General features: G+C 62.4%; 17 protein-coding genes. 8 read left to right on the forward strand and 9 right to left on the reverse strand.

The annotated features are described in order from the left end of the window. Nucleotides 1–2 precede the first annotated feature (2 nt). Complete coding sequence (gene cckA / locus NKH63_RS04495; RefSeq protein WP_352482240.1) at nucleotides 3–2576, forward strand: cell cycle histidine kinase CckA; 2574 nt, start codon at nucleotides 3–5, stop codon at nucleotides 2574–2576. A gap of 83 nt (nucleotides 2577–2659) precedes the next feature. Then, nucleotides 2660–3370, forward strand: coding sequence for a purine-nucleoside phosphorylase (locus NKH63_RS04500; RefSeq protein ID WP_023717814.1), 711 nt, complete (start codon nucleotides 2660–2662; stop codon nucleotides 3368–3370). 51 nt (nucleotides 3371–3421) lie between these two features. Here NKH63_RS04500 and NKH63_RS04505 read toward each other — a convergent pair whose 3' ends face one another. After that, a complete protein-coding gene (locus tag NKH63_RS04505; RefSeq protein ID WP_352482241.1) occupies nucleotides 3422–3817 on the reverse strand; it encodes a hypothetical protein in 396 nt (131 codons plus the stop codon). 301 nt (nucleotides 3818–4118) lie between these two features. Between NKH63_RS04505 and urtA the strand changes: the two genes are divergently transcribed. From urtA to NKH63_RS04535, 6 genes are all read left to right on the forward strand, one after another. Continuing rightward, nucleotides 4119–5429 carry an urea ABC transporter substrate-binding protein gene (gene urtA / locus NKH63_RS04510; protein ID WP_352448748.1) on the forward strand — a complete coding sequence of 437 codons (1311 nt, stop codon included), beginning with the start codon at nucleotides 4119–4121 and terminating at the stop codon, nucleotides 5427–5429. A gap of 101 nt (nucleotides 5430–5530) precedes the next feature. Further along, nucleotides 5531–7147 carry an urea ABC transporter permease subunit UrtB gene (gene urtB, locus NKH63_RS04515; RefSeq protein ID WP_352482243.1) on the forward strand — a complete coding sequence of 539 codons (1617 nt, stop codon included), beginning with the start codon at nucleotides 5531–5533 and terminating at the stop codon, nucleotides 7145–7147. Beyond that, nucleotides 7144–8376, forward strand: a complete 1233-nt coding sequence (gene urtC / locus NKH63_RS04520) for an urea ABC transporter permease subunit UrtC (protein ID WP_352482244.1) — start codon at nucleotides 7144–7146, stop codon at nucleotides 8374–8376. The genes urtB and urtC overlap by 4 nt, the downstream gene beginning before the upstream one ends. A 7-nt stretch (nucleotides 8377–8383) precedes the next feature. Next, the gene (urtD, locus tag NKH63_RS04525) at nucleotides 8384–9130 is read left to right on the forward strand and encodes an urea ABC transporter ATP-binding protein UrtD (RefSeq protein ID WP_023717809.1); all 747 of its coding nucleotides are present in this window, start codon (nucleotides 8384–8386) and stop codon (nucleotides 9128–9130) included. Between the two features lie 70 nt (nucleotides 9131–9200). Beyond that, on the forward strand, nucleotides 9201–9896 hold the full coding sequence (urtE, locus tag NKH63_RS04530) for an urea ABC transporter ATP-binding subunit UrtE (protein WP_292502702.1): 696 nt from the start codon (nucleotides 9201–9203) through the stop codon (nucleotides 9894–9896). Between the two features lie 206 nt (nucleotides 9897–10102). Continuing rightward, entirely contained in the window at nucleotides 10103–10303 is a 201-nt protein-coding gene (locus tag NKH63_RS04535; RefSeq protein WP_023717807.1) for a hypothetical protein, read from the forward strand. A 45-nt stretch (nucleotides 10304–10348) separates the two neighbouring features. On the opposite strand, the gene NKH63_RS04540 is transcribed toward NKH63_RS04535, so the two are convergent. The 8 genes from NKH63_RS04540 to NKH63_RS04575 form a co-directional block, all read right to left on the reverse strand. Further along, entirely contained in the window at nucleotides 10349–11155 is an 807-nt protein-coding gene (locus tag NKH63_RS04540; protein ID WP_352482246.1) for a DUF72 domain-containing protein, read from the reverse strand. A 28-nt stretch (nucleotides 11156–11183) separates the two neighbouring features. After that, complete coding sequence (locus NKH63_RS04545) at nucleotides 11184–11654, reverse strand: GNAT family N-acetyltransferase (protein ID WP_352482247.1); 471 nt, start codon at nucleotides 11652–11654, stop codon at nucleotides 11184–11186. After that, nucleotides 11651–12061 carry a DUF302 domain-containing protein gene (locus NKH63_RS04550; RefSeq protein ID WP_352482248.1) on the reverse strand — a complete coding sequence of 137 codons (411 nt, stop codon included), beginning with the start codon at nucleotides 12059–12061 and terminating at the stop codon, nucleotides 11651–11653. The genes NKH63_RS04545 and NKH63_RS04550 overlap by 4 nt, the downstream gene beginning before the upstream one ends. After that, nucleotides 12061–14982: an excinuclease ABC subunit UvrA gene (uvrA, locus tag NKH63_RS04555; protein WP_352482249.1), complete on the reverse strand. Its 2922-nt coding sequence runs from the start codon at nucleotides 14980–14982 to the stop codon at nucleotides 12061–12063. Before uvrA ends, NKH63_RS04550 begins: the two co-directional genes overlap by 1 nt. Before the next feature lie 686 nt (nucleotides 14983–15668). Then, on the reverse strand, nucleotides 15669–15965 hold the full coding sequence (locus NKH63_RS04560) for a hypothetical protein (RefSeq protein ID WP_352482305.1): 297 nt from the start codon (nucleotides 15963–15965) through the stop codon (nucleotides 15669–15671). A 99-nt stretch (nucleotides 15966–16064) separates the two neighbouring features. Beyond that, the gene (locus NKH63_RS04565; RefSeq protein WP_352482251.1) at nucleotides 16065–16670 is read right to left on the reverse strand and encodes an ATP-dependent Clp protease proteolytic subunit; all 606 of its coding nucleotides are present in this window, start codon (nucleotides 16668–16670) and stop codon (nucleotides 16065–16067) included. Nucleotides 16671–16696: 26 nt separating this feature from the next. Further along, nucleotides 16697–17191: an SRPBCC family protein gene (locus tag NKH63_RS04570; protein WP_352917649.1), complete on the reverse strand. Its 495-nt coding sequence runs from the start codon at nucleotides 17189–17191 to the stop codon at nucleotides 16697–16699. Nucleotides 17192–17217: 26 nt separating this feature from the next. Then, complete coding sequence (locus NKH63_RS04575) at nucleotides 17218–17532, reverse strand: ArsR/SmtB family transcription factor (RefSeq protein ID WP_023717799.1); 315 nt, start codon at nucleotides 17530–17532, stop codon at nucleotides 17218–17220. Between the last annotated feature and the right edge of the window lie 40 nt (nucleotides 17533–17572).

Below are 17572 nucleotides of genomic sequence, written 5' to 3' on the forward strand. Positions count from 1 at the left end.
ACATGGCCAAGGAAGCGCGCGGCGATTTCTATCCGGTACCTATCGTCGACCAGAACACGCGACCGGGAGCGGTCACCCGGCTCATCGTCTTCATCGTCGTCCTGACGGGGGCAGCGATCGTCTTCGGCCTTTTCCGCGAGCGACTTGGCGACCCATTCCTGCTCGGCATGCTTGGCGTGTTGGGGATGATCGGCGTCGGCTTTCTGTTCGCCACTGCGATCGGCTTCGTGCACGTCACGCCGCGCTCGACAAGCGACGAACTGTCGAAAGCTTTCGTCGATTCGATGTCGCAAGGCCTCCTGGTCACCGATACCAAAGGCCGGATCATCTACGCCAACCGGACCTATGCCGACATGACGGGTGCCGAGTCGGCCGCCGACCTCAAGACGGTCGAAGGTTTGCTTTCAGACGTTCCCGAGGCCTCGGTGACCATATACCGGCTGGCGTCAGGCCTGCGCGACGGCCAGCCGGGCGACGGCGAGTTTCGGCTCGCGCAGTCCATTCGGCCAGGCGCCGAACCGGGCGCGCGCTGGTACCGCGTCCGGGCCCGCGCGTTCAGCGTTCCAGGCCAGCGGCTGCCCATGCTTGCTTGGCAGCTTGCTGATATCTCGCAGGAACGGGCCGAGCAGGAGCGGTTCTTTCTCGACCTGCAAAAGGCCATCGATCACCTCGACCACGCGCCGGCCGGTTTCTTTTCGGCCGACCAGGAAGGCCGCGTCACCTATATCAACGCGACCCTTGCGGAGTGGCTGGGCATCGACCTGGCCAGCTTCACCCCCGGCGCCATCACGCTGCCGGAGATCGTCGCCGGCGACGGCATGGCGCTGGTCCGTTCGGTCAAGGCCGACGCGGGTACCACGCGCAATGCCGTTATCGATCTCGATCTGACGACGATGACCGGGGAGGCGTTGCCGGTGCGCTTCATGCATCGTGTTTCGGCCAGCCGAGAGGGGCTCAACGGCCCGACTCGCACCATCGTGCTCAACCGGACGCAAGGCGAGGACGCTTCGGCCGACCTTCGCGCCTCGGAAATACGCTTCACGCGATTCTTCAACTCGACGCCGATGGCGATTGCCGGCGTCGACCATGCCGGTCGCATCCTGCGCACCAATGCGCCGTTCCTGTCGCTATTTTCCTCGGTCGTCGACCGCGACGCGGTCGATCGGCGTGTGCGGCTGGATACGGTGATCCACGAGCGCGACCGGCCGGCCTTCGCCGCGGCGTTCGAAAAGGCACGCCAGCAACAGGCTGATATCGAGCCGATCGATACGGTGCTGCCCGGCAATGAGGAACGACACATACGCTTCTACGTCAATGCGGTCGCAGACGGCACCGGCGGCGAGGGCGCCGAGGAATCGGCCATCGTCTATGCCGTCGAGACCACCGAGCAAAAGGCCCTCGAGGGCCAGATGGCGCAGAGCCAGAAGATGCAGGCGGTCGGCCAGCTCGCCGGCGGCATCGCGCATGATTTCAACAATGTGCTGACCGCCATCATCATGGCCTCAGACCTGCTTTTGACCAACCACCGGCCGTCCGATCCGTCGTTCCCGGACATCATGAACATCAAGCAGAATGCCAACCGGGCGGCCTCGCTGGTGCGGCAGTTGCTGGCCTTCTCGCGCAAGCAGACGCTGCGACCGGAGGTGCTCAACCTGACCGACGTGCTCGCCGACCTAAGGATGCTGCTTGCCCGTCTGGTCGGCAACGATATCAAGCTCAAGATCGACCATGGCCGCGACCTGTGGCCGGTCAGGGTCGATATCGGGCAGTTCGAGCAAGTGGTGGTCAATCTGGCGGTCAATGCGCGCGATGCGATGCCGGCCGGCGGCGACCTCACCGTTCGCACCCGCAACGTCAGCGCCGGGGAATGCAAGACCTTTTCCTATCGCGAACTTACTCCGGCCGACTATGTGCTGGTCGAGGTCGAGGACAGCGGCAGCGGTATCGCGCCTGATGTGCTGAAAAAGATCTTTGAGCCCTTCTTCACGACAAAGGAGGTTGGCAAGGGAACGGGCCTCGGCCTGTCCATGGTCTATGGCATCATCAAGCAGACAGGCGGCTTCATCTTCTGCGATTCCGAAGTCGGCAAGGGATCCCTGTTCCGCATCTTCCTGCCGCGGCACATTGCGGAGGCAAGGAAGGCGGGCGAGGCTGGAGAAGTGCCGGCCGCACCTGCCAAGATCGCCGACTCAGCCAAGGATCTGTCGGGCTCGGCCACGGTGCTGCTGGTCGAGGACGAGGACGCCGTACGCATGGGCGGCATGCGTGCACTAAAGTCGCGCGGCTACACCGTCCACGAGGCGTCGTCGGGCGTCGAGGCGCTTGAAGTCTACGAAGCGCTCGGCGGCAAGGTCGACATCGTGGTCTCAGACGTGGTGATGCCGGAAATGGACGGCCCGACGCTGCTTGGCGAATTGCGCAAGCGGCAGCCCGACATCAAGTTCATCTTCGTGTCCGGATATGCGGAAGACGCATTCGCCAAGAACTTGCCGGCCGACGCACATTTCGGCTTTTTGCCCAAGCCGTTTTCGCTCAAGCAATTGGCCACGATCGTCAAGGACATGCTGGAATCCTGACCCTTCCAATGCTCCGCTTGCGCAATGCCGTGAGACTGCCATGATTGCAGGCGAAACGGGCGACGGGTTTTGGAAAGCATGCCGTGACGCCACACAACGAGGCCAGCAAGGGCGACTACGCAAGCACGGTGCTGCTGCCGGGCGATCCGCAGCGCGCAGAATGGATGGCGCAGACTTTTCTGGAGGCGCCGCGCTGCGTCAACCGCCGCCGCGGCGCGCTTGGTTTTACCGGCCTGTTTCGCGGCAAGCCTATCAGCATCCAGTCCACCGGCATCGGCGTCCCGTCATTCCTGGTCTACGTGCACGAGCTGCTGGATTTCTATGGTGCGAAAACACTGATCCGCACCGGCACCTGCGGCGGGCTGACCGCCGAGCTGGCGCTGCGCAGTCTGGTGATCGCGCAATCGGTGCGCGGTGAAAGCTCAGAAAGCGTTCAGAGTTTCGGGCTCTATCGTGCCAACGCCAGCCCCGATCCGGCATTGTTGGCCCAGGCGTTGACCCGGGCCGCCGAACTCGGCATCGACCAGCGGGCCGGCCTGACCATCTGCAGCGATATTTTTTATCATCCGCAGGGGCGTGAGCGCTTTGCCGAAGCGCAGGCACAGGGCGCGCTCGCCGTGGACATGGAAACCAGCGCGCTCTACCGCATCGCGGCCGATTTTGGTGCCCGGGCACTGTCGATCCTGACCGTCGTCGACAATGTGGCAACCGGCGAGCAGACCGACTATGCAGAACGCCAGGGGCTTTTCACCAATATGACCCGGCTGGCGCTCGACGTGGCGGCGGAGAGCTAGGCGGCTCTCTGCCTTCCGGTGCTAATTCTCACGAGGTTGCGCATATTTTTTTCAACGTTTGGTGCAGGTCGAGGCGGTAAAGGCACCGTCCGGCTGCTTCATGATGATGTCGAAGGAGGGGGTGGTTCCGCTTTCCAGCGTCGCTTGCGTAAGCGAGATCGAGTTGCCGCCGCTGGTGTAGCCGCCCAGCGGACCCAGCCAAGTGATCACCCCGTCTGCATCCATCTGGTAGTTATAACTCTGCCGCGCGGTGCCGAAGCTCACCGGACCGCTATAGACGTTTCCCTTGATGGTGATGTCGCCGAGGCTGAGGAACATGCCAAGCAGATAGACTTCGCAATGATAGGGGCCGTCCGGCAGCTTGCCGTCGCTGAAGCCGGCGCGCGCTACAGTCGTCGTCGCCAGCAGAAGCATGGTGATGAAAATGCAAGACGTTCGGAAGGCCATGGCGTCGCTCGTTTAAGGGTTCGAACTTGCCCCATTTCGCTGCGGCGCTGCAATCCTCGCCAGTGCTCTTGTGATGCTGCTCAAAATTCGGGCATTGGCCCGTACATGAGTAAAACTTAGGCTGATACGGGTGATCTTTTCTCAGTTCGAACCTGGCAGGCGAGGTTCATCTCCTGCGCCTAATACATTAACCGACTGACAGAGCTGGGAAATCTCAGATCTTCCGATCTTGCTCCGGTAATTGGCACAGCCGTTGCATGGTCTGTTCCGATGCAGTTAACCAGCTTGGGAGTTTAAAAGTATGAGGGGCAGTTTCTCGACAATAACAAAAATGTTTTCGGCCGGCGTGGTCACCGCCGGCCTGCTGATGAGCATTCCCGCCAAGGCGGCCGACGACACCATCAAGGTCGGCATCCTCCATTCGCTGTCGGGAACCATGGCGATCTCGGAGACGACGCTAAAGGACGCCATGCTGATGCTCATCGAAGAGCAGAATGCCAAGGGTGGCCTGCTCGGCAAGAAGCTCGAGGCGGTGGTCGTCGATCCGGCTTCCAACTGGCCGCTGTTCGCAGAAAAAGCGCGCGAGCTGATCTCGAAGGACAAGGTCGCGGCGGTGTTCGGCTGCTGGACCTCGGTGTCGCGCAAATCGGTGCTGCCGGTGTTCAGCGAACTCGACAACATCCTGTTCTACCCGGTTCAATATGAGGGCGAGGAGAGCGAGCGCAACGTGTTCTACACCGGTGCGGCGCCGAACCAGCAAGCCATTCCCGCGGTCGACTATCTGATGAGCGAGGATGGCGGTTCGGTGAAGCGCTGGGTGCTCGAAGGCACCGACTATGTCTATCCGCGCACCACCAACAAAATTCTTGAAGCCTATCTGAAGGCGAAGGGCGTTGCTGCCGAAGACATCATGGTCAACTATACGCCGTTCGGCTTCTCCGACTGGCAGACCGAAGTCTCGGCAATCAAGAAGTTCGGCTCGGCCGGCAAGAAGACCGCTGTCGTCTCGACCGTCAACGGCGACGCCAACGTGCCGTTCTACAAGGAACTCGGCAATCAGGGCATCAAGGCCGAGGATATTCCGGTCATGGCCTTCTCGGTTGGTGAGGAAGAGCTTGCCGGTCTCGACACCGCGCCGCTCGTCGGCCATCTCGCCGCCTGGAATTATTTCGAGAGCGTCGACACGCCCGAGAACGCGAAGTTCATCGCCGATTGGCACAAATTCATCAAGAACGACAAGCGCACCACCAACGACCCAATGGAAGCCCACTATATCGGCTTCAACATGTGGGTGAAGGCGGTAGAGAAGGCCGGTACCACCGATCCGGACAAGGTCATCGACGCCATGGTCGGCGTCTCGGTGCCGAACCTGACCGGCGGTTATTCGACCATGATGCCGAACCATCATATCACCAAGCCGGTGCTGATCGGCGAAATCCAGGCCGACGGCCAGTTCGAAACCGTCTCGCAGACGCCGGGCCTGGTGATGGGCGACGAATGGTCCGACTACCTGCCCGACTCCAAGGACCTGATCTCCGATTGGCGCGCGCCTCTATCCTGCGGCAACTTCAACGTTGCCACCGGCAAATGCGGCGGCAAGGGAACCAACTAATCCTCCCGGTCTGTCCTCCCAGACCGCAAAGCCTCCGGGCGGGCTCCTTTCTCCAGCCTGCCCGGAGGCGACATTCAACCTCCAAGAGCCACCAGAAACCGATGATCCTGATCCGCGCGATTGGCCTGATGCTGCTGCTCCTCCTGGGGGCGCTGCTGCCGTCGAACGCCAGCGAAGCAGATATGCGCGCCGTCATCGCCAAATTCGCCACTGCCGCCAATTTTCCGGCGATCGAAGCCGTCGTGCGCGAGCTTGCGGCTTCCGGCGATCCGGCCGTCGAACGGCCGCTTGCCGCGCTTGCGGAGGGCAGCCTTTACGTTCGCAAGGCCGATTCACTGGTCTTTGTCGGCAAGGAGAGCGGCGACGGTATTGAGCTGCTCGATGCGCTCACCGGCGAAAAATCGGGCGAAGCTGCCAAGGCCGACATCACCAAGATCAAAGTCAACAACACGCTGCGCCGCGTCATCCGCGACGCGCTGGGCACACTGACGCTTGGCTCCAAGGACCCGGCCGTGCGCATTGCCGCCGCCGACACCATGTTCAAGACGCCGGACGCGGCAAACATCGAGCCGCTCGACACCGCCATCGCCAATGAGAGCGTGGCAAGCGTCAAGGCGCTGCTCGAACATGCCCGCGCCGCGTCGGTTCTCGTTTCCGACAGGCCGGAGGCCGACAAACTGGCGGCTATCGCTCTCATCGGCGCGCGCGGCGACCGCGATGCGGTGTCGCTGCTCACGTCGGTAGAGGCCAATTCCGAAGGTGCGGTGAAGGACGCGGCGACGGCTGCGATCGCCAATATCAATTCGACGCTGGCGCTGTGGGATGCCGGCCAGAATATCTGGTACGGCATATCGCTCGGATCGGTGCTGCTGCTGGCGGCGATTGGCCTGGCCATCACCTTCGGCGTCATGGGCGTCATCAACATGGCGCATGGCGAGATGGTCATGCTCGGTGCCTACACGACCTTCGTCGTGCAGGAGGTGATCCGGAATTCCTTTCCCGGTCTGTTCGACTGGTCGCTGGTCATCGCCTTGCCGCTGGCCTTCCTAGTGGCGGCGCTCGTCGGCCTTGTCATCGAGCGCGGGCTGATCCGCTTCCTCTACGGCCGGCCGCTGGAGACGCTGCTGGCGACATGGGGTGTGTCGCTGATCCTGCAGCAGGCCGTACGCACCATCTTTGGGCCGACCAACCAGGAGGTAGGCAACCCGTCATGGATGTCCGGCTCGTTCAATATCGGCCAGCTTGCCGTGACATGGAACCGGCTCTGGATCCTGGTATTCGCGCTTGGCGTGTTCGCGGTGCTGCTCTACGTGATGAAGCGCACGCCTTGGGGGCTGCAGATGCGTGCAGTCACCGCCAACCGCCGCATGGCCGCCTCGATGGGCATCAGGACGCCGTGGGTCGACGCCCTGACGTTTGCACTCGGCTCCGGCATTGCCGGCATAGCCGGTGTCGCGCTCAGCCAGATCGACAACGTCTCGCCCAATCTCGGTCGTGGCTACATCATCGATAGCTTCATGGTCGTCGTCTTCGGCGGTGTCGGCAATCTCTGGGGCACGCTGGTCGGCGCCTTCTCGCTCGGCATCGTCAACAAGTTCCTCGAACCTTATGCCGGAGCGGTGCTCGGCAAGATCGTCGTCCTGGTGCTGATCATCCTGTTCATCCAGAAACGCCCGCGCGGCTTGTTTGCGCTCAAGGGCAGGTCGGTGGAAGCATGACCACGGGACGTTTCTTTGCCGCCGGCGCCGATCGTCGCGTCGCCATCACCATCTTCGTCCTGCTGGCGGCCGCCATCGTCGTGCCGCTGCTCAACCTTGCGGTCTCGCCGACAAGTTCCTTCTACGTGCCGTCTTATATCGTGGCGCTCACCGGCAAATATCTCTGCTACGCACTGCTCGCCTTGGCGCTCGATCTCGTCTGGGGCTATTGCGGCATCCTCTCACTCGGCCACGGCGCCTTCTTCGCGCTCGGCGGCTATGCGATGGGCATGTACCTGATGCGCCAGATCGGCTCGCGAGGCGTCTACGGCAATCCGCTGCTGCCCGACTTCATGGTGTTCCTGAACTACAAGGAATTGCCGTGGTTCTGGTATGGCTTCGACCATTTCTGGTTCGCGGCGGTCATGGTGCTTGCGGTGCCCGGCCTGCTCGCCTTCGTCTTCGGCTGGTTTGCCTTCCGCAGCCGCGTCACCGGCGTCTATCTGTCGATCATCACCCAGGCGATGACCTATGCGCTGCTGCTTGCCTTTTTCCGCAACGACATGGGTTTCGGCGGCAATAACGGCCTGACCGATTTCAAGGACATTCTAGGCTTCAACGTGCAGGCCGACATGACACGCTCGGCGCTGTTCGCGGCCAGCGCCGTCATGCTCGCGTTTGCCGTCTTCGTCACCTGGGCAATCGTCGGTTCCAAATACGGCAAGCTTTTGATGGCGGTGCGCGACGCCGAAAGCCGCACGCGCTTTCTCGGCTGGCGGGCGGAGAACGTCAAACTGTTCGCCTTCACCGTGTCGGCGGTGATGGCCGGCATCGCCGGTGCGCTTTACGTGCCGCAAGTCGGCATCATCAACCCTGGCGAGTTCGAGCCGTCCAATTCGATCGAGGTGGTGGTGTGGGCGGCCGTCGGCGGGCGCGGCACCATCGTCGGACCGATCATTGGCGCGCTTCTGGTCAATGCCGGTAAATCCTGGTTCACCGGCGTGCTGCCGGAGTTCTGGCTGTTTGCGCTGGGCGGCCTGTTTGTCGCCGTCACGCTGTTCCTGCCCAAGGGCATCATCGGCATGTGGGATTCCTGGCGCGGCAATGCCAAGGCGCTGCGGGCAGCCTCGATTGCCGAGGAAGCCGGCACCGATCCTGACACGCCGGTGCCGCCGAAAACCGATCGCTCGGCGGCGAGAAGGCCGGGCGACTGGTCGGCCTCCGGTGCCGAACCGCAGCCGGCGGAGTGATGGCCTGATGTCGAAGAGCAACACCATCCTCTATCTCGACGGCGTGTCGGTTTCCTTCGATGGTTTTCGCGCCATCAACAACCTGTCGCTGGTGCTCGACAAGGGCGAGATGCGGGCGATCATCGGCCCCAACGGCGCCGGCAAGACGACGATGATGGACATCGTCACCGGCAAGACGCGGCCCGACGCGGGCGAGGTCTTCTTCGACGGCGAGGTCGACCTGACTAAACACGACGAGGCCGAAATCGCCATGATGGGCATCGGCCGTAAATTCCAGAAGCCGACCGTCTTCGAAAGCCACACGATCGAGGACAATCTGATGCTGGCGCTGAAAGGCCCGCGCTCGATCTTCCCGGCACTGTTCCATCGTCGCTCGGCCGCGGAAGCGCGGCAGATCGACGACATTCTCGGCATCATCCGGCTTGGCGACAAGCGCGACGAACTCGCCGCCAATTTGAGCCATGGCCAAAAACAATGGCTCGAGATCGGCATGCTTTTGGCGCAGGATCCGAAGCTGCTGCTGGTCGACGAACCGGTTGCCGGCATGACAGACGCCGAGACTGAGGAAACCGCGCGGCTGCTTAGAGACATCGCGCGCGACCATTCGGTCATCGTCGTCGAGCACGACATGCATTTCGTGCGCGAGCTCGGCGTCAAGGTTACCTGCCTGCACGAAGGCTCGGTACTTTCCGAGGGCTCGCTCGACTTCGTTTCGGCCGACGAGCGCGTCGTCGAAGTCTACCTGGGGAGATGAGCATGGTCTGGCGCGTTCCGTTCCATCATTTCGACCTTTCGTTTTTCAGGCGTTGGAGAAAGCGCTGACCATGCTCGAAGTCTCCAATGCCACGCTGCATTACGGCGCCGCCCAGGCGCTGCGCGGCGTCTCGCTAAAGGCCGGCGCCGGCAAGATCACCTGTGTGCTCGGCCGCAACGGCGTCGGCAAAACCAGTTTGATGAGATCGATCGTCGGCCATCACCGGCTGACGAGCGGAAGTGTTGCCTTCGAGGGGAAGGCGCTCGACCGGAGCGCGGCGTATGATCGCGCCCGGTCGGGCATCGCATTCGTGCCGCAGGGCAGGGAGATCTTTCCACTGCTTACGGTGCGGGAAAACCTCGAATCGGGATTCGCGCCGCTGAAGCGCGCCGACCGCAACATTCCCGGTCACATCTTCGAGCTGTTTCCGGTGCTGAAGCAGATGCTCGCGCGCCGCGGCGGCGATCTGTCCGGCGGCCAGCAGCAGCAGCTTGCCATCGGCAGGGCACTGGTGATGCGGCCGAAACTGCTGGTGCTCGACGAGCCGACCGAAGGCATCCAGCCGTCGATCATCAAGGATATCGGCCGCGCCATCCGCTATCTGCGCGACCAAGCCGGCATTGCCGTGCTTTTGGTCGAACAATATCTCGATTTCTGCCGGGAATTGGCCGACGAGGTCAATATCATGGACCGCGGCCAGATCGTCCATACCGGCCCCGCCGAGGATCTCGACCGGGCGGACGTGCGGAAATTCCTGACCGTCTGAATTCTTTTTGATTCTATTACTTTGCAACTCTGGCGCGCCGAAGATTGCGTGCTAGATTTTGCTTGGCCTTGGTGAGTCGGCCGCTTTCCGTACCAGTTCCAAATTGGCAGATCAGGGGAAGGCGCGGGCCGCTTGCGCGCAAGCCGCTCCCTCCAGCGATCTGTTGTCGTCCGACATTTCGGGTGCTTGGGAGCCAGGGCCAGATGATGGAGCGCTATGTCGAGGACTACCAGAAACGACGGCTCACGGAGCGTGTCGACATCATAACCGCCATCAACATTCTGAAATCGCAGGGATATGAACACGACGAACTTATCGCGGAGATCACCAAGGTCTTCTATGTCGATCTCGATGCTTTCAACGAGATCGTCAGGGTTGATCGGCGTCCGGACGAGCGCGCCGCATAGGCGGTAATCTAGGAGCCGGCCAGCCGGACCGCCGACAGCGGGGCGTCAGCCTGCGACCCGCTTCATCAGCGCGATGGCGCCGAATGGAGCGCGGACCTTGCCCTCGGTGATGAAGTAGACGAACACGTCGCGTGGCTTGACCGGCGCGTCGGTTGAAGGGTCGGCGTGGGGCAGGTCGGCCGGAACCTTTCCATCAGCCCAGGTCTTGGCACGGGCCGCCCATTCGTCGAGCGCCTTGGGCGTATAGCAATCGGGATTGTCGTCGCTGCCGGTCTGCAGCCGCGCATAGATGAAATCGCCGGTGACGTCGGCAATCGCTGGATATTTAGCATGATCAGCAAAAACGATCGCCACCTTGTGCTTGCGAGCCAAAGCGGCGAACTCGGGCACGACGAAGCTGTCGTTGCGCACCTCGACCGCGTGGCGCAGCGCAACGCCGTCCTGCTTCTCAGGCAATAGCTTGAGGAAGGCCTCGAAGTCGTCCGGGTCGAATTTCTTGGTCGGCGCGAACTGCCACAAGATCGGCCCAAGCTTGTCGCCAAGTGCCGCGACGCCCGACCCGAGGAAGCGCGTCACCGATTCGCCGGCCTCGCCGAGCACGCGGCGGTTGGTGACGAAGCGGTTGCCCTTCAGCGAATAGACGAAACCATCCGGCGCCTCGTTGGCCCATTTGACGAAGGTCGGTTCCTTGAAGCTCGAATAATAGGTGCCGTTGACCTCGATGGTCGGCACCTGCCGGCTGGCGTAATTCAGCTGCTTGGCCTTCGACAATTTGTCCGGGTAGAAGGACGTGTCCCAGGGCTCGAAGGTCCAACCGCCCATGCCAGCGCGGATTGTTCCTGATTGAGTCATGGTAGTCCTCCCGGTTTGCAGAAAAGGATCACGCGATGGCGGTCGTCTCGACGGCTTTCGCCATGTCGACGACCGTCCATCCTGGCCGATATGGATTGGGCCGGCGACCCGTTTCGCGAAAGCCGTAGGCCTTATACAACGAAACGTTCCGTTCCATTCTGGAATTGGTGTAGAGTCGGATTTCAGGCAAGCTCCACAGGCGCGTCTGTTGCTCGGCCCAGTCGAGCAGCCCGATGCCGAAACCCTTGCCTTGAAAGGCGGGCGCAACGGCGACGCTGAAGATCATTGTGTGGTCATCGTGCCGTTCGAGAACGATCAGGCCGGCCGGCTGTCCGTCCTGCTCCGAAAGCCAGACCTCGCCGCGTTCTATGCGCGGCGCATAGTCCTCGGTGACGGGGATCGGCGGCGCTCCGAACAGGGCAGTGTAGGGCGCGTAGGCGTCGGTGGTGAGCGAGATCACCGTAGGGAGATCATCGGCCCGAGCGGCTCTCATGATCAAAACTGGCCCGCGCCGGCAGCGGCCGCAATCACCTTGTCCATGCCGGCGGCGATCGCAGCGACGGCATTGCGACTAGCGTCGCCCAAGCCGTGGCGTTCCGCCAGCCAGTGTGCGTCATTGTAGGAGAGCCAGACCTTGCCTTGCTCGTCCTCCCAGGCCAACGCCTTGACCGGCAGATCGATGCCGGCAAGCTGCCGGTCCTGCATCAGTGGCGTACCGCCTTTGGGATTGCCGAAAATCAGGAGTTGGGTTGGACGCAGTGATGTTTCGACATTGCGCGCACCGGCGGCGTGGTCAATGCGGGCGAAGACCAGCAATCCTGCACGTTCCACAGTCTCGGCCAGGCGATCTATGGTTTCGGCCACGCCGAAGCGGCTTTGGACCGTGATGAGACCGTTCTTTGCCATCACTCCGCCGCTTCGCGCTTGCCTCCGGGGCGCCGTTCCAGCAATTCCCTCAGGAACTGCCCGGTATAGCTGCGCTTTTCGCGAACGATGTCCTCAGGCGTGCCGGACGCCACCAGCTCGCCGCCGCCGTCACCACCTTCGGGGCCAAGATCGAGAACCCAGTCAGCGGTCTTGATCACCTCCAGATTGTGCTCGATGACGACGACCGTGTTGCCCTGGTCGACCAGCTCGTGCAGCACTTCAAGCAGCTTGGCGACATCGTGGAAATGCAGGCCGGTGGTCGGTTCGTCGAGGATGTAGAGCGTTTTGCCGGTTGCCTTGCGCGACAGTTCCTTGGCGAGCTTGATGCGCTGCGCTTCGCCGCCCGATAAAGTCGTCGCCTGCTGGCCAACATGGATGTAGCCGAGGCCGACCCGTTTCAGCGTCTCCAGCTTGTCGCGCACGCCGGGCACGGCGGCGAAGAAATCGACGCCTTCCTCGACCGTCATGTCGAGCACGTCGGCGATGGACTTGCCCTTGAACAGCACGTCGAGCGTCTCGCGGTTGTAGCGCTTGCCGTGGCAGACATCACAGGTGACATAGACGTCGGGCAGAAAATGCATCTCGATCTTGATGACGCCGTCGCCCTGGCAGGCCTCGCAGCGGCCGCCCTTGACGTTGAACGAGAAACGGCCCGGCTGGTAGCCGCGCGCCTTGGCCTCCGGCAGGCCGGCGAACCAGTCGCGGATCGGCGTGAAGGCGCCGGTATAGGTTGCAGGGTTGGAGCGCGGGGTGCGCCCGATCGGCGACTGGTCGATATCGATGACCTTGTCGAGGAATTCCAGCCCTTCGATGCGGTCGTGATCGGCAGGATGCTCACGCGAGCCCATGATGCGGCGTGACGCCGCCTTGAACAAGGTCTCGATCAGGAAGGTCGACTTGCCGCCGCCGGACACGCCGGTGACGGCGGTAAACGTGCCGAGCGGGATTTCAGCGGTGACGTTCTTCAGATTGTTGCCGCGCGCGCCGACGACCTTCAGCCGGCGGTTCTTTTTCGCCTCGCGCCGAACCGCAGGCGTCGCCACTTCGAGCTCGCCCGACAGATATTTGCCGGTGATCGAGGCGGGAGTCGCCATGATCTGCTGCGGTGTGCCCTGGGCGATGATGTGACCGCCATGGATGCCGGCGGCCGGGCCGATATCGACGACGTAGTCGGCATGCAGGATGGCATCCTCGTCGTGCTCGACGACGATGACCGTGTTGCCGATGTCGCGCAGATGCTTCAGCGTGTCGAGCAGGCGGGCATTGTCGCGCTGATGCAGGCCGATCGACGGCTCGTCGAGCACGTAGAGCACGCCGGTCAGGCCGGAGCCGATCTGCGAAGCGAGGCGGATGCGCTGGCTCTCGCCGCCCGACAGCGTGCCGGAGTTGCGCGACAGCGTCAGATAGTCGAGACCGACATCGTTGAGGAAGCGCAGCCGCTCGCGGATTTCCTTGAGCACGCGCACTGCGATCTCGTTCTGCTTGTCGTTAAGCGAAGCAGGCAAATCGGTGAACCACTGGTCAGCCTTGCGGATCGACAGCTCGGTGACCTCGCCAATGTGCTTGCCGGCGATCTTGACTGCGAGCGCCTCGGGCTTCAGCCGGTAGCCGCGGCAGGCCGGGCAGGGCGTGGCCGACATGAAGCGCTCGATCTCCTCGCGCATCCAGGCGGATTCGGTTTCCTTCCAGCGGCGCTCGAGATTGGGGATGACGCCCTCGAAGGTCTTGGTCGTCTTGTAGGAGCGCAGCCCGTCATCATACTGGAAGGCGATTTCGCGCTCGCCAGTGCCGTGCAGGATGGCTTGCTTTGCCTCTTCGCTCAAATCCTTGAACTTGTCGCCGAGCTTGAAGCCATAGGCAACGCCCAGCGCTTCCAGCGTCTGCGCATAATAGGGTGAGGTCGACTTCGCCCACGGGCTGACGGCGCCGGCACGCAGCGAGACATTCTCGTCGGGCACGACCAGGCTGGCGTCAATGGCGCGCTGGCTGCCGAGCCCGTCACAGGTCGGGCAGGCGCCGAACGGATTGTTGAACGAGAACAGCCTGGGCTCGATCTCGGGAATGGTGAAGCCGGACACCGGGCAGGCGAATTTTTCCGAGAACAGCATGCGCTCATGCGTCTCGTTCTTCGACTTGTTGACCGAATCCTCGCCGGTCTGGCTGGCGTCGAGCGGCTTGTCGGCAAATTCCGCCACCGCCAGCCCGTCGGCCAGCTTCAGCGCGGTCTCGATGGAATCGGCGAGCCGCGTCGCCAGATCGCCGCGCACGACGATGCGGTCGACGACGACGTCGATGTCGTGCTTGTACTTCTTGTCCAGCGCCGGCACGTCGGCGATCTCGTAGAAGACGCCGTCGACCTTGACGCGCTGAAAACCCTTTTTCTGCAGCTCGAGCAGTTCCTTGCGGTACTCGCCTTTGCGGCCGCGCACCATCGGTGCCAGGATGAACAGCCGGGTGCCCTCTTCGACCGCAAGCACCCGGTCGACCATCTGCGAAACCGTCTGGCTCTCGATCGGCAGGCCGGTGGCCGGCGAATAGGGGATGCCGACGCGGGCGAACAAAAGCCGCATATAATCGTAGATCTCGGTGACGGTGCCGACCGTCGAGCGCGGGTTCTTCGAGGTGGTCTTCTGCTCGATGGAGATGGCCGGCGACAGGCCGTCGATCTGGTCGACGTCCGGCTTCTGCATCATCTCGAGGAATTGCCGTGCGTAGGCCGAAAGGCTCTCGACATAGCGGCGCTGGCCTTCGGCATAGATGGTGTCGAAGGCAAGCGACGACTTGCCGGACCCCGACAGGCCGGTCATGACGATCAGGCTGTCACGCGGCAGGTCGAGATCGACATTCTTCAGATTGTGTTCGCGTGCCCCGCGAATGGAGAGATATTTATGGTCGGCCATCGCCGGTCGCCGCCTCAGAATCTGGAATTCGTGGGATGGGCGGGTTTTCCCGACCACCCCCTATGTAGGTAATTTCGCCGCCTTTTCGAGAGACGCCACAACTCTCGACCAAAGCGTTTAACCGCCTTTCGCGCGAACGGGCAAGCGGAAAGAACAAAGGCCGAACACGCTCCTGACAAAAGCTGCCCGTACAGCCGGCTTCACAAAGCGTCTCGCGATCACATTTTTCGGTAATCGGCTATTCAAGGTTGACGTCCATGCGTCACGGGGGCAGACTCCAAACGTCAACGAAGCCGGCCGTCTTTCGATGGCCTCGCGGCCTGCGAGACGCCGCGGGTTATGCGATGAGCGCTTCGACGACGACAGTCACAATGAACAGAAGGAGAGCAGAGGCATGACTCCACCGGATAGTTCCTTGAGGCTCCACGTGTCGCTGGAGCCGCGGCAGGTATAAGTGGCCAGGTCAGGCGTTTTGCGCTATCTGCCAACGTTGACTTGCCGATCCCCACAACAATCAGAGACTGCTAGTCGGATCGTCGGCTGAACGCCGCGAAGCATCCGAAATAAAAAGCCGGCAGTACACTCCCGGCAATTTGGATTTCAGATCCAAGAAGCCCCGTCAGTTGCACAAGCAATGGCGGGGCTGTTCGTTTGAAGCGCACATTTGTGGTGCATACCAGGCGAACTTAGCGGCTGGGAGGCCTGATCCCGCCGGTAGCGACATCGATGGTTATGCTACCGGAAATCCGAACTTCGGTATCGCCGATCTTGAACGTGCCGTTGCCGCTGCTGGGAACTGCGTCGTCTGGCTCTGGCTGCGGCGCTGGCTCGGCGATGCGATAGTCGCTGGTCACACCGGGCAGGGCGCCCCGTTGCGAAGACGTCGAATTATCTTGGGCAAGTGCCATGCCCACCAGCATGTTCGTGCCGGCAACTGTGGCGACGGCAACGCATAACAGGCTGCATGGACGGTTCGCGATCATCACCGGACTATAGTGCCGCGATAGCGGCAAGACCAGACCGACTGCCCTGAAATTGCTGGGCGCTCAGTCGCCTCAGTGCCGGCCGCCGCCTTCGCTCGTTCACGCGGCCTGTTTGCGAGTGTCGAAAACATGGTCGACGAGGCCCCAATCCTTGGCCTCCTGCGCGGTCATGAAAAAGTCGCGGTCGAGCGTGCGTTCCACTTCTTCGTAGGTGCGGCCGCAATGCTGGGCGTAAAGATCGGTCATGCGCCGCTTGGTGCGAAGGATGCCCTCGGCATGGCGCTGGATGTCGGAGGCCTGGCCCTGGAAACCGCCGAGAGGCTGATGCAGCACGATGCTGGCGTTGGGCAATGCGATGCGCCGCCCCGGCGTGCCCGCCATCAAGAGGAACGAGGCCATCGAGGCGGCGAAGCCCATACAGACGGTGGAGACCGGGCAGCTGATGTACTGCATCGTGTCGTAGATGGCGAAACCGCTGGTCACCACGCCGCCCGGCGAGTTGATGTAGAGGGAGACCTCCTTGTCGGGATTGTCGGATTCCAGCGACAGAAGCTGGGCGCAGACCAGCGCCGAGGTGCCGTCGTCGATCGGGCCGTTGATGAAGACGATGCGCTCGCGCAGCAGCCGCGAAAATATGTCGAAGGCGCGTTCGCCGCGGCTCGACTGCTCGATCACCATCGGCACCAGATTGGCAAGGCCGCTCATCGTTTCTCTCCGTTGACTATTGTCGTTCAGGCCGCGCGCAGGAAGAGGCGCGGGATGTTGGCGGCGATCTGCTTGTGCCTGGGATTGCGCGCTTCAAACGAAAGCCGACAGCCGGCGCCTGCCATCGCGATCTCCGGCATCGCTGCCCGAGCAAAACCATCATGGACGATGCGCAGATGCGTGCCGCCGGAAAGGGTGCGATCGAGCGTAAAGGTGACGATGCTGTCCACCGGGCTGTCGTCCATTGGGCTGTCCACCGGGCTGCCGGGCGGCGCCTGTGTATCGCCGGGCGCCGGCCGTTCTCGCCAGGAATAGCGCAGCAGCCGTCCGGGATCGGCGTCGAGGATTTCGCATTCGATCGGCGCCTCCGGCGCTTTAAAGGCAAAGCGGCTACCGATCTTTGGTTCAATGTCGTTCGGCATCATCCAGGCCGCGAGCAGGTCCGGCACCGTCAGCGCCCGCCACACCTTTTCCGGCGGCTCCGGCAGCTCGCACTCGAACTCGATCTTGTCTGCCGCCATTTCCGCGCGTTCTTTGCCTCGGCTGGTCATTGGTCCATGTCCTTCAAAACCGTCTTGAGCCTTTCGATGCGCTCTGGCCAGAACGCGCGGTAGCGTTCGATCCAGCCGAGCAGTGGCGCAAGCCCCTTCGGATCGGCGCGGTAATAGGCGTTGCGACCGGCCCGGCGCTCGACCACGAGGCCGGCGCCGCGCAGCACGGCGAGGTGTTGCGATACCGCCGGCTGCGATACCGGCATGCCAGTGCGCAGTTCCGACACCGTCATCTCGCCGCCGGCGAGCCGCTCATAGACGGCGCGACGCGTCGGATCGGCCAGTGCCCGAAAAATCTCTGCTTCGATCATGTCAAAAGCATAAGTCGATACTTATCGGTTTGGCAAGCCG

The sequence above is a fragment of the Mesorhizobium sp. M0960 genome, assembly GCF_040319055.1.
Taxonomy (GTDB): domain Bacteria; phylum Pseudomonadota; class Alphaproteobacteria; order Rhizobiales; family Rhizobiaceae; genus Mesorhizobium.